Source organism: Colwellia echini (assembly GCF_002843355.2).
GTDB classification, from domain to species: Bacteria; Pseudomonadota; Gammaproteobacteria; order Enterobacterales; family Alteromonadaceae; genus Colwellia; species Colwellia echini.
The window spans coordinates 1-12,929 of the sequence record NZ_PJAI02000005.1 but is presented as its reverse complement, the minus strand read 5'-3'; the positions used below and the strand labels follow the sequence as shown (position 1 = coordinate 12,929).

Here is a 12,929-nt window from a genome sequence, read left to right as displayed (position 1 = left end):
ATATGGAGATAGCTATTAATGATCAGGCAAAGGTTTTTGGTAATAACGAGTACCGTGGTTTACCTGTATTAGTTGTGAATCAGCCTCGACCGTTGAGGTAAACTCAGTTTCCTCAATATCATGATTAGTACTTAGATGATTACTGCGCAATAAGCTTTGCTTTGTATTGGCCTTACTTGCCACTGTTGTGCTAATGGCTAAGTTTTCAATCCAGTTATTACCTTTAGTCATGGTAACAGGTGTTGCTAGCTGCGCTATAACAGTATCACTTTCTAATTCAGGCAATACTCTCTCTAAAGTAAAAAGTGCTCGGTCTTTCAGTTTTTCATCGCCTATTCGCCCACGTTGTCCCCAAGTAACTATATAATCGCTGGCTGAAATAGTGTCACCAGTAGGTTGGTTAGTAATGGCAAGATCACGTAATACAGCAAATCTGTGCTGCATCATTAACTCTTCAAACAACATGGCGTAATCTTCACGCAAACTTGAATAAGAATAGAAATCTGAAGCACTATCAGGACTAAAGAAGCCTTCAATATCAGCAGGTAAGTAGTTTTGTTGGGTAGGGCTCGCCGCCTCACCGGCAAAACTGACTTGTCCTAAATTACGCATTTCTTGACTTGCCAATGGAAAACTTACCGCAAGTAAATCTGATTCAAAATTGCTATTGACCGCTGCATCAAGAACTCGTTCATCACTGTCATGAATATACCATTCGTTACTTGGAAAAAAATCATTAGCGTGAGCTAATTCATGATAAAGCAAAGATGTTAATCGATATAACGCATCATTAGCCGTGCGATCAACTCTGTTTAATTTACTATAGCTTCTGTAGGCATAGACGTTGTCTTTTACATAGCGCCACGGCATAACAAACTGTAAATCATTGCCAAAATTAGCGCGATAATCTGGAGCCTCGTTTATCGTGTCACGTTCATTTGCTGTTAACCATAGGTTTTCAGCATCTAAGTAGATAGCGCCAGTTGCTGCCCAATAAAAAGAAGGGCGTATATCATAAGAGATCACAATAGCAGTGGTTGCTCTAAGTAAGTATTTAATGTCGTCGTTGGTATCATAGTTGATTAAAAAGTCTCTGAATCTATCACCCATCCATTGATGAGACACTACAACTCTGTCCATTATCGCGTCTATGCTTGGCGCTACAGATAAGCTCTGTTCTATAACCTCAGCAGCAAGTAAAGGTGTTTTAGCTAAGCTACATGAACTAGATAATGTATTTGAATAAACACATTCGACAATGTTTTGGGCATAGGGACTGTTAGTGTTATAAGGAAAAACAGTGGCTTTGCGATCAGAAAAATAAGCATTACTTTTGATCTCAGCGGCTGGCTCAACTAATACGCCTACTTGATCGTGGTAAGTTATATTATTATCGTCGGTAGCAGATACGTTAAAGGTAATAATGGTGTCTTTATCAACCTGTGGTGCATCAAAAAATATCGCTAAATCACCAGTACCGTCAGCTATATTATTAGTGTTGTCATCAGTAGTTAAGGTAACTTTTGGCCCTGTTATTTGTTGCCAAGTGATGGTGGAACTATCAATGTTACTCTGTATTTGTGTACGGTAAGATACTTTATTATCACTTAAAACAGTATGTGATAACCGGGCGGTCAGCTGATGTTCATCATCATTTATGGTAATTGCTTTAGTTAGCGTTTTCAGTGGTTCTTCATTCAAAGAGAAGGTAACACTGAAGTTATATTCACCGGCTTGACTTGGCGTAAAAGAGATAACTTTACTGGTGTTCGTTAAAATAGCGACTGGCTCACCACTGGTTTGTTGCCAGGTTATGTTACTGACTGTATCATCAGGATAATAAAGAAGAAGATCAACACTTTGGTTAATATTTTGGGTGTCATCTAATTGTATTATACTTGCTTGTGTTAGGTTATCATTATCAATGAAACGGTTACTATCACAAGCAAATAGTAGCATTGATGTAGACATAATTAATCCGGACTTGAATAAGCAAGACCGGATTAAGTCAGATCTGAGTGAAAAAGGTCTGATTGAGCGGTAGCCGTAGCCTGTTAAGGGGAACCTTCTAGCAGAAATCAATAAGCACATTAATTATTCCTTCTTTACTGTCTGAAATGACTGTCTGAACTTTTATCAATATCATTTACGTATTGCTTCAATCTTAATGGCTTACATTAATACTACTGATTCGCTTCTTCATCTTTTTTCTTTCGTAAACTTAAGCCTAACTCTTGGCCACGAAATTTAGCGTAATAGGTTGCCCCAAAAAACATAGCGCTGGCAAATATTAATTCTAATACTGCCCAAATTCTGTCTTCAGGTAACACCCAAAGTGTTGTTAAACCGTGTATAAAATAGATTAACACAATAAAGTTTGACCAAGCATAAGTATAAGGGTTGCCTTGTAATAACCCTTTTAATGGAAATAATAAGGGTAAGGAAAACATTACTAATGCCGTGGTTATACTTAAACTTGCGCTCGGACTAAGTACAATTAACCACAGCGGCATAAAAACAAGTAATGAAAAATAACCTGATAATGCTATTTTTTTGTAGGTACTGGTGAGTAATCTTTGTTTATTCATGGCCTGCTTATCTGTTCAATAATATAAAAGGGTATTGGTTAGTACTAAAAAGGTTAGCGCTAAAAAAAGCTTAAAACATTTTCAGGAGGTCGACCAATAATAGCTTTACTGCCATTGGTGACAATAGGGCGTTCTATTAATTTTGCGGTATTCGCCATAGCCGTAATAAGCTCTGCGTCAGTTGCACCTTTTAGGTTTTGTTCTTTAAATTCAGTTTCTTTAGTGCGCATCATAGCTATGGGAGTACAATTTAGTTGCACTAACAATTGTTTAATTTCATCAACAGTTAATGGTTTTTTTAAATATTCTACTATAGTAATTTGCTGTTGAGATTGGCTGGCTTTTTCTTCAAGTAAAGCTAACGTTTGACGGCTTTTTGAACAGCGAGGATTGTGGTAAATAGTAAACATGGTATTTCCTTTGTTAAAAATAGTTGTAAAGATAAGTTGCTTATCTGAGTTTTGATTGCAACGCGTTTAGTTTTTACTGGTTATGCTAGCCCAAGCGGACAATTAATTAATATGACGGTATAAATTGGCGCTACATAACATTATAAACGTTGTAAACGTTTCTCATCTTCTTGTAATTGTAATATTCGGGCTTTAATTCTCTTTTGCATTAACGGTCTAGTATCAAGTAGAGGATAACTTGTTTGTAACTCTTCTACCGCTTTTGAATAGCCGCCTAGCAAGGCATATATTTCGGCTTTATACATGTGCATTAAACCAAGTTCTTTTTTCTCGCGATAGATAGTTGTTAAAATATCGTAGGCAATATAGTTATCTTGATTGATCGAGATATAATCTTTCAATATTTGTATTGCTTGATCATACTCTTTCGCACTAAGAAGAGCATTCGCGTAGTTCAAACTGACAACTTGATTATTAGGCATAAACATATTGAGTTGCTTAAGCATTGCTAGAGCATCTGGTATTTGCTTATTTGCAATGTACACATCGGTAATAGCATCCACATAAAACAAATTGTTTTTATCTTTTTTTAATAGCGTTTCTAATAACTCAAGCGCTTCTACATGTTGTTTATTTTCAAAATAAGATAGTGCTAAACCATACATTGCAGCTTCTTTAGATGTGTAACGCTTTTTAGCTAACAGCCCTTTAAAATAGTTGATGTTTGACTGTTTATCTCCTTCATATCGTGCTTGTAATCTTGCCTTTGTTAACTCAAAGTCAAGGCTAGGAGGTAACGGGCGGGCAGGGTAGTTTAAGGCACGTTGACGCGCTTCTGTAATACGAGAATCAGGTAAAGGATGCGTTAATAACATAGCAGGTGGTTTACTAGCGTAGCGGTATTTTTCAGACATCTTACCAAAAAAGCTTGCCGCTGCTTGCGGATCATAACCACTGTTGGCTAATAATGAAATACCAACGTTATCGGCTTCTTTTTCATTACCACGGGTATAGTTAATACTCGCTTGTTGACTTAACGCCATACTGGCACTTAATGCTGCCATACCTACGGTAGGGTTAACTAAACTAATTAATACACTCGACAGTACTGCTGCCATAGTTAAGCCTTGTGATTGGCTTTGCGACTCAAGTCGGCGGGCTAGATGGCGCTGGGTAACATGTGATATTTCATGGGCTATAACCGCGGCTAGTTCACTTTCAGTATCAGCCGTGGTCACCAAACCGCTATGAATACCAACATGGCCACCAAAAAAGGCAAAAGCATTTAATTCTTTATTATTAATGAGAAAAAATTCAAACGAATAGTTAACACCTTGAGCATTTTTTACTAAGGAATTACCTAAGTGATTTATGTATTCGTTTAACACTGGGTCATTAATTAAAGGTTGAGAGCCACGTAATTGTCTCATCATAGCCTGACCAATTTGTAGCTCTTTATCGATAGATAAAATGCTATACCCTGAAATTCCAATATCGGGCAGCTTATTTTTATTGTTTTCAATGGCGTAGGCCAATGGGCTTGTAATCGTTGCTATGCCAAGCGTTAACAATAAGCTGATCATTAACGGGAAGATATTAAACATTTTTATAGAGATTATTTTGTAAAATGATTTAATCATTACATGAGACTTTAAATTAAACTTCATAGTAAGCAACTTCATAGTAAACAATATGACTTCCTAAATTCGGAGTAAGTTCGGAGATTAAATAACTGAACGTGAAAATTACGGGTTAATTTTTTTTGGCTTAATTTGGGGTTTGGATAAGTATATCGCCATTTCGTTTAGCTATTTCTTGATAAAATTCAGCAATACTATAGCCTTTGACCACATCAATTTGAAAAGATTCGTTTAATTTTGCAATTAAAGAAACAACCTTTAAGTGGGCAAATCTTAATAGTGCTTTATCCGCTTCATCACCACTTTGAAAACAATAAATAGCAAACGCGACAAAACTATTAAGTCGAAAAAGCATTTGCATCTTCTCGGGTATCCATTGCATAAAAGGGCACTTCTCGTTATTACTCATTGCTTGGGTGATAATTTCACCATCGACAACTGGGTAACAATGTAATTCATAACCCATGTCATTAAACTCATGGCGCAAACTTATTTGTGGTTTATATTGCATGGTAAACTTACCACTGGTTTTTATAGTTTTACCTAATAAAGCTAAATTCCACGAGTTTGGGTTTAATACCTGTTTGTAGGCACTATCAAAACCATGAGTAAGTATGCCATCTAAATCACTCAGCGATGAAGAAAATAGTTGATAAATTGCAGATACTTCGCCCCAATTTAATTGCTTTTTGTAAGCATTTATTTCTTTTAAGCTTGCGTTAGCGCTTAATGAACTCATGTAATTAAAATTCCTGAGGAGTAGTTGTTCTGCATAGCCATAGTTGATAAAGACAACTCTAAGCTGCATTGTATTAAATGCACAGGTAAACACTTTGCATGTTAACAGTTATAGAGGTAAGTTATGATAACTTACCTTGGTACAAACAGTCACATTGCTCTGGCAATCGTTTACCTAAATTATTAATTGTCGCAAATTTGAGAATTAAACTAAAGCTATGTTTGAAATAGCTGTTTTAAATAATAGATGTTATATGATTTATAAATATGATGGAAGCGGTGAAAAATGCCCAATCCCTTTGATTAACCTACGTTTATTACTAAAAAAAATGAACAAAGGTGATGTGTGCTTGATAATTATAAATGACACAGGCTCATTAACCGATATCCCCAAGTTATTAAATAAACAAGGCTTTCGTTATCAACAAAAAAATATTGATAATGATTTGGTCGAAATTAGTATTAAAATATAAGTATATTGCCAATAAGGTTAAATAGGTTGTTATGTATAAATTATTTAGTGAATGGTACAAACGTAAATTTTCAGATCCCCATGCCGTATCCCTGGTTGTTATTTTAATTAGTATCGCTTTGTTTATAACTTTTTTTAGTAATTTACTGATGCCGGTATTTGTTGCAATCGTATTAGCCTTTTTATTAGATCTACCGGTAAATAAGTTAGTGCATAATGCTATGTCGCGCACCTTGGCAACGGTTATTGTCGTTAGCACCTTTGTAGGTTTTGCGTTATTAGCAGCTTTTGTCCTACTGCCGCTTATTTGGAAACAAAGTAGCAATTTACTGCAAGAAATTCCGCACATGCTCACCTTGTCTCAAGGATTTTTAATGACCTTGCCTGAGAAATACCCTGATCTGGTTGATGTGGAACAAATAAAAAGCATAATCGCGATGATTAAAAATAACTTTTTGCAATGGGGGCAATTAGGACTAAAAGGCTCACTCAATGCTATTTCTGATATTGTCGCCTTACTCATTTATTTGATTCTTGTACCACTAATGGTGTTTTTCTTCTTGAAAGATAAGTCTGAACTTATCGGTAGTATTACCTTCTTTTTACCAAAAGAGCGCCGTATGGCGAATAAAGTCAGTATTGAAATGAATCAACAAATTCTAAATTATATTCGCGGAAAAATTATTGAAATTATTATTGTAGGAACAGCAACAACCATTGCCTTTATGTTACTTGATTTACAATATTCTTTACTGCTTGGAGTTTTAGTTGGGCTGTCAGTATTGGTGCCTTATGTTGGCGCTACCGTAGTGACCTTTCCTGTAATGTTAGTGGCATTATTTCAATTTGGTTTTAGTAGTGAATTTGGTTACGTAATGCTTGCTTATGGAATTATTCAAGCGATTGATGGTAATGTTATTGTTCCTTTATTGTTTTCTGAAGCTGTTAACTTGCACCCTGTTACCATTATCATTGCGGTAATATTTTTTGGTGGTCTTTGGGGATTTTGGGGAGTATTTTTTGCTATCCCGTTAGCTACGCTTGTTAAGGCCGTTATTAATGCTTGGCCATCAATTCCTGAAATCGAGCCTGATCAAAAACTTATTAGTGAAACTACGCCAGGCGTTGTGGAAGAAAAATAAATATAAGGATAGTAAATGGACATAACGTACACTAAAAGACTAATACCGGCGAGTAAACGCATGGCATTGGTTGCACATGATCATAAAAAAGCCGATTTAATTGATTGGGCTAGTAAACGTATCGAAGATTTAAAACCTCATCGTTTATTCGCGACAGGCACTACAGGAACATTGTTAAGCTCAGCTATAGGTTTACCTGTTAAATGTTTACTTTCAGGGCCCATGGGGGGCGACCAACAACTTGGCGCACTTATTTGTGAGGGTAAAATTGATGTGTTGATTTTCTTTTGGGATCCTTTAGATGCGGTGCCCCATGATCCAGATGTTAAAGCTTTATTGAGACTGGCTGCGGTATGGAACATTCCAGTTGCTACCAATAAATCGAGCGCAAACTTTTTAATGAACTCTGCGTTAATGACTCAAGACAGTATGATTGAAATTCCAGATTATGAAGCATATTTGAGTAAACGGACGAGTAAGGTGTAAATCATGGTTTCACTACTAAATTTCAGCTCTAGACGAATTCTAAGCTAATTTAAGATAAGACACGGCTAGATAAAAAAGCCCAAGTGATATTTATATTACTTGGGCTTTTCAGTATTACTAAATGTCTTGAAATGAATTTATTGCTGTAATTCATTTAGTATGGCTAATACAACTTCATGATGATCTTTGGTTTTAAACTTATTAAAAACATGGCTAATTTTACCATCTAAACCAATTAAAAAGCTTAAACGATGTATTCCATCGTATTCTCGGCCCATAAATTTCTTCAAGCCCCAAACGCCAAAGGCATCGGCAACTTGATGGTCTACATCAGACAATAATGAAAAGTTTAACGCGTCGCGCTCACAAAACTTTGTCAAACGTTTAACTTCATCAGGGCTAATCCCAAATACAACCGTATTTAAGGCTTCAAGTTCAGCTTTAATATCGCGTAAACCTTGCGCTTGCACGGTACAACCAGGGGTCATTGCTTTAGGGTAGAAGTAAACCAGTACTTGTTGTTTACCAATATAATCAGCGAGTGATACAGATTCATTGTTTTCATTGGCTAGGGTAAATAGTGGTGCTACATCACCGACGTTTAATGTATTCATGGTAAATTCACTCATATTTTATAGAAAGCATAAATTTGACTAACCTAAGAACTTAGCGGTGTAAGTTTTGACGAACAAATGCGTGGATTAGGAGTCAAGCTAGTTACATTGTAACTTATCATAATTAAAGTTGGAATCATCTTGCATTTTTGTGGTCATATAACTTGTGTTTGTAAAATCAGCGAAGTACCATGGGGCGCATTATATAGCCTTGTTTTTATCAGAGTATTTTTAGTGGACTTAGTAGGTTGTTGTCGAAGTATATTTTAGATGATATTTATCGTCTATATTGCGTGTGGACAACCTAAACCACAGGAGTTTTAATGAGTTGTAAAGTATTTTATTTATCACTGTTAGCACTATCACTAACATCATGCGGTGCTATTAATAATAAGCAAGCGCTTGGAAGTTTTGATTATCAAGATGAGAAAGAAGCTAAAGGTATAGTGATCCCCGCTGATTTAGATAAGCCTAAGCAGTCAAAAGAATATTACATTACCAATAAAGTAAACCATGCAGGCCCAATTGGCGAAAAAGTAGATATTAGAGCTCCGTCGCTTGTTATGCCAGTTGCCAGCTCGTCACGTGTGGTAGACGAATCAGGTATTGCTATTGTCTGGTTTGATAAAGTATTAGAAGATCAAGATTTAATGACTTTAATTGAAAAAGTTGTTGAAAGGAAACTTGCTGCAGATGGTGTTGGTTATAATTTTGTTGACGAAGATCAGGAAGTTACTCTAGGTAAAGTCATTGAAGGTTCAACTAGCTTAAAAGAAACTAGTATTCAACGTGACGGTATCAAAACCGCAATTATTGAATCTAATTGGTATCACAATGAAGTTGAAGAAGGTTGGATTTTTACCGATATCGTTTTAGCTAAAAGTGTTCGTTATCGCTTTCAAATTTTAGCCAAAGCTCATGGCCGCAGTGTATCGTTACGAGTTTCTGTGGTTGAGTTCTTACAAACGGATGAAGATGGTGGCAGTAAAACCATGGATCCTATTGATAAGCAACGCGCCGAAAAAGCGATGTTAAATGAATTAATTGCTTCAGTTGATTATGAATATCGTATTCAGCAGCACAAAGATAGATTAGCACGCGCTAACCAGAAACTAGTTAAATTAGGTGAAAATGCTGCGGGTGAACCAGCTTATATTGTTGAACTTGGCATTGATGATTTATGGAATAGTATGCCGTTGTTCTTTGAAAAACATGGTTTTACTATTACAGATCTTAATGAAGAAAATAAAATTTACTATGTCGATTTTGTTAAACCAGATACCAGTATTTGGGATACTATTTGGGGTGATGGTGTTTCTGTAATTGAAGTAGATGAAGTACAGTACCAATTTGTATTGTCACCTCTTGATGATGTTGAACACAAAACCGCTGTTACTATTTACAAGGAAGATGGTACGCCGTTGACCTCAGAAACATTAGAACGAGTGTTCCCTGTTGTAGAACCATCGTTATCGTTTAGAGAGATCTTCTAACAAGGTGTAATAACTGACACTTGGCTAATTTATGAATAGGCTATTTATAAATTAGCTATTCATAAATAGCCAAGTGTAGTTTTAGTGAAAGAGTCTTGTTAAAAGACATAAAAAAACTCCAGTATTGGAGTTTTTTTATGTCTGAAATTTGTAACGTTTATAGTCCCACAATAACCTGAGTTCGAGATAAGGAATGTACTGAAATAGAACGGTAGAATGGCTAACCTTGCATGATGGTAACGTCATTTAACTTTAAAAAAACAAGTGTTTACTGATGTTTATTTTTGTTTGTTTTTGTTTATTGACGGCATTTTATGATCGGTTTTATTACTTCTTGGTAAGGTTTCTTCTAATTCATTTAAACTTTTTTTTCGCATTTTATGTTTTGAGCTTTTTTGAAAGGTACTTAAGTTACCAATAATGATAACGATAGTTATCACAATCATAAAAATAGCTAACCAGTTATCCATTTGAAATCCTGTTATTTATTTCGGTAGTCGTAATGAGTATTTACTATTCAATGATAACATTACTTGGCGCAGAGCATACATTGTTAATATAGCGTTTGGCGATATCGTCTAGGTTATTAATAATAACTTCCTTTCCTAACAATACACTGGTCATTAATGTTTTACTTAATTGTTCCAAGTCAAAACTATGTTGATATTGTGTCGCTAATGGCAAATAAGACAAATGCCAAGGTTCATGAGCAACACCGCCTTTAAATATCGCGTAAGGAAAGTAGAAACCAAATTTATGAGCATGCTTATTAAGCCAAATTGACAACTTTACTAATGGACCATGTTCATTGTATTCCCATGGTTCAAGTTGTAATTGGTAACCATCAGCTAATAAATTAGGCGCATATACATCAATGTCACACCCCCAATGATGTCGGCTGGCACCAGGCAGGGCAGAATACAACAAAATGCTATGTATTAATTCAAGTGGGGTTAATAATTCAGGATTAATAATATCACCGGCTGCATTTTTAATTGATGTTTTACCAGAGAATTTATTATTCCAAATCAACAGTTGTCTATCGAAAGAGCGAAAGCCACTCGCCACTTTTATTTCAATACCATCAAGCCGTGCTGAAGCGACAAGAGACTCAAAATCTTTTTTCATTCCTTGATGAATAAATACATTGTCATATAAATGACAAAGATGTTGCTCTGTTTTTCCGAGTAATTGGTCAAAGGAAACTTGAGCTATATTTTTACTTGTATGATCTGTATTAGTTGTATTAGTTGTATTAGTTGTATTAGTTTTCATAGTTAACTCTATTTATGTGAACACAAAACATTAACTAAACAATGATAATAAATATCAACTAGCTTTTCTAAATCGTCACATGAAACCGACTCATTCACTTGATGTATTGTGGCGTTACATGGCCCTAATTCAATCACTTGCGCGCCTGTTGGTGCGATAAAACGACCATCAGAGGTGCCACCAGAGGTTGAAAGTTGAGTTTCGTTACCTGTTACGGTAAGTATAGCTTGGCTTACAGCGTGTAAAAAACCATGTTCAGCGCCGGTATGCTCAGTAATAAACGGCTTACCGTTGAAAGTCCAATCTATGTCGTAATCAAGTTGGTGCTTATTAAGAATTGCCTCAACTCGTTCAACAATAATTTCGTCGGTTAATTCAGTACTGTAACGTAAATTAAATAACGCGGTAATATGACCAGGGACGACATTAGTTGCGCCAGTACCTGAGTTTATATTAGAAAGTTGAAAGCTTGTTGCTGGGAAATAATCATTACCTTTATCCCACTCAACTTGGCTTAACTCAATTAATGCCGGCATAGCTAAGTGAATTGGATTTTTAACATGTTCAGGGTAGGCAACATGACCTTGTTTACCTTTTACGGTTAATGTTGCAGAAATAGAGCCACGACGGCCATTTTTTACAATATCGCCAACGCTATTTGTACTTGAGGGCTCACCAATTATACAGTAAGTTATTTTTTCATTACGAGCTTCTAACGTATCAACAACTTTGGTGGTGCCATTAATAAATGGTCCTTCTTCGTCACTGGTGATCAGATAAGCTATTGAACCTTGGTGATCAGGATGATCTTCAACAAAACGTTCAGTCGCTACTATCATCGCCGCTAAACTACCTTTCATGTCAGCGGCGCCACGAGCATATAGCATACCGTCGATAATCGTTGGCTCAAATGGAGGTGTATTCCATAAATCAAGGTTACCAACAGGCACTACATCGGTATGACCTGCAAAACAAAAGACAATATCATTACTGTTGTTACTTGGAGTATTTGGCGTTTTAGCTTGATCTTCGATAGTAATATTAGTATCACGACGAGACCAAAGGTTAGTGGTATCAGCAAAAACCATACTTTCGTTGGTAAAACCAACAGCAGATAAACGTTCTGCTATTAACTTTTGACAGCCTGCATCTTCAGGGGTCACGGAAGCTCTAGACAGAAGATCTATTGCCAGTTCAATAACAGGGCTTTGCTCGTTTGGCACTACTTGACTCACAATGATTACCTTTTTTAAATGGGCGTTTTATGACATATCGTTGAATATAATTTATAGATTAATTACTTTGCTGTGAATATAGCTTGATATTGTTCAGGTTTAAAACCTAAGTTTAGCTCACCATTTAATGGTAATAATGGTCTTTTTAACAGGGGAGGCTGTTCAAGTACGGCGGCGAACATAACTTCGTCGGTAAGATTATTTTTTATCTCTTCAGGTAAATTACGGAAAGTTGTACTGCGTTTGTTTAACAATAAAGACCAATCACTTAATTCAACAAAGCTTGTTAATAACTCAGTAGTTAAGGGTTGCTTTTTAAAGTCATAAAGTTCAAATGCTATGTTATTTGCTTCAAGCCATTTAGTTGACTTCTTTACTGTGTCGCAGTTATTTATACCGTATAAGGTGATCATAGTATTCCTGATGTAAGTTCTTAATAAATGAAGTAACTATGTTATCAGATTTTATCTATGACTGTTTAGCAGTAATTTTTTAAGGATACATATATACCCGTGATGACTCTATTGTCTAATCGTAGCAGACTAAAACATTGCAGTTATCGTTAACGCTAATGACAAGTTAATTAATGAACTGCTATAATACCAATTTGATTAAGTTTCTTCTCAACTCAGAGCTATATTCGATACTCATTAACAAGGCAAATTTGTTTCGGTTTAGTCATTCTAAATCAAATAAATTTAACGATGTTAGTGGGTATCGAGATAGCTCCCAGAGGGCGATTTTAAAAGGTTTACAAGCTGCGTTATTGATTTTGACAAGGGAATAACCATTCTCTTCAATCAATGCCTTGCTTTTAAACCTTTTAATTCTCGCTG

The 12,929-nt window shown here is 35.8% G+C and carries 14 protein-coding genes; 4 read left to right on the top strand and 10 right to left on the bottom strand.

Features of this window, described 5'->3' with window-relative positions:
* Positions 1–15: 15 nt before the first annotated feature.
* From CWS31_RS06060 to CWS31_RS06040, 5 genes are all read right to left on the bottom strand, one after another.
* Complete coding sequence (locus tag CWS31_RS06060; protein WP_101344285.1) at positions 16–1,971, bottom strand: hypothetical protein; 1,956 nt, start codon at positions 1,969–1,971, stop codon at positions 16–18.
* Positions 1,972–2,183: 212 nt separating this feature from the next.
* Entirely contained in the window at positions 2,184–2,588 is a 405-nt protein-coding gene (locus CWS31_RS06055; protein WP_101344284.1) for a DUF2069 domain-containing protein, read from the bottom strand.
* Positions 2,589–2,647: 59 nt separating this feature from the next.
* A complete protein-coding gene (gene arsC, locus CWS31_RS06050) occupies positions 2,648–2,998 on the bottom strand; it encodes an arsenate reductase (glutaredoxin) (RefSeq protein WP_101344283.1) in 351 nt (116 codons plus the stop codon).
* Between the two features lie 140 nt (positions 2,999–3,138).
* Positions 3,139–4,665, bottom strand: coding sequence for a beta-barrel assembly-enhancing protease (bepA, locus tag CWS31_RS06045; RefSeq protein WP_246143396.1), 1,527 nt, complete (start codon positions 4,663–4,665; stop codon positions 3,139–3,141).
* A 100-nt stretch (positions 4,666–4,765) separates the two neighbouring features.
* A complete protein-coding gene (locus CWS31_RS06040) occupies positions 4,766–5,377 on the bottom strand; it encodes a hypothetical protein (protein ID WP_101344282.1) in 612 nt (203 codons plus the stop codon).
* 253 nt (positions 5,378–5,630) lie between these two features.
* On the opposite strand from CWS31_RS06040, the gene CWS31_RS06035 reads away from it, so the two are divergent.
* Genes CWS31_RS06035 through CWS31_RS06025 form a run of 3 tightly spaced genes read left to right on the top strand, consistent with a single transcriptional unit; the run spans position 5,631 to position 7,476 of the window.
* Positions 5,631–5,849 carry a sulfurtransferase TusA family protein gene (locus tag CWS31_RS06035; protein ID WP_101344388.1) on the top strand — a complete coding sequence of 73 codons (219 nt, stop codon included), beginning with the start codon at positions 5,631–5,633 and terminating at the stop codon, positions 5,847–5,849.
* A 31-nt stretch (positions 5,850–5,880) separates the two neighbouring features.
* Positions 5,881–6,990, top strand: coding sequence for an AI-2E family transporter (locus CWS31_RS06030; protein WP_101344281.1), 1,110 nt, complete (start codon positions 5,881–5,883; stop codon positions 6,988–6,990).
* A 15-nt stretch (positions 6,991–7,005) separates the two neighbouring features.
* Entirely contained in the window at positions 7,006–7,476 is a 471-nt protein-coding gene (locus CWS31_RS06025; protein WP_211355801.1) for a methylglyoxal synthase, read from the top strand.
* Positions 7,477–7,613: 137 nt separating this feature from the next.
* Here the strand turns inward: CWS31_RS06025 and bcp are convergent, their stop codons facing one another.
* On the bottom strand, positions 7,614–8,090 hold the full coding sequence (gene bcp, locus CWS31_RS06020) for a thioredoxin-dependent thiol peroxidase (protein WP_101344386.1): 477 nt from the start codon (positions 8,088–8,090) through the stop codon (positions 7,614–7,616).
* A gap of 323 nt (positions 8,091–8,413) precedes the next feature.
* Between bcp and bamC the strand changes: the two genes are divergently transcribed.
* Positions 8,414–9,583, top strand: coding sequence for an outer membrane protein assembly factor BamC (gene bamC / locus CWS31_RS06015; protein WP_101344280.1), 1,170 nt, complete (start codon positions 8,414–8,416; stop codon positions 9,581–9,583).
* A gap of 278 nt (positions 9,584–9,861) precedes the next feature.
* Here the strand turns inward: bamC and CWS31_RS06010 are convergent, their stop codons facing one another.
* The 4 genes from CWS31_RS06010 to CWS31_RS05995 all read right to left on the bottom strand — a co-directional run bounded on the left by CWS31_RS06010 (position 9,862) and on the right by CWS31_RS05995 (position 12,506).
* Entirely contained in the window at positions 9,862–10,053 is a 192-nt protein-coding gene (locus tag CWS31_RS06010; RefSeq protein ID WP_101344279.1) for a hypothetical protein, read from the bottom strand.
* 43 nt (positions 10,054–10,096) lie between these two features.
* Positions 10,097–10,858, bottom strand: coding sequence for a M15 family metallopeptidase (locus tag CWS31_RS06005; RefSeq protein ID WP_101344278.1), 762 nt, complete (start codon positions 10,856–10,858; stop codon positions 10,097–10,099).
* Between the two features lie 8 nt (positions 10,859–10,866).
* Positions 10,867–12,081: a succinyl-diaminopimelate desuccinylase gene (gene dapE / locus CWS31_RS06000; RefSeq protein WP_425457514.1), complete on the bottom strand. Its 1,215-nt coding sequence runs from the start codon at positions 12,079–12,081 to the stop codon at positions 10,867–10,869.
* 74 nt (positions 12,082–12,155) lie between these two features.
* Positions 12,156–12,506, bottom strand: coding sequence for a Spx/MgsR family RNA polymerase-binding regulatory protein (locus CWS31_RS05995; RefSeq protein WP_101344276.1), 351 nt, complete (start codon positions 12,504–12,506; stop codon positions 12,156–12,158).
* Positions 12,507–12,929: the final 423 nt, after the last annotated feature.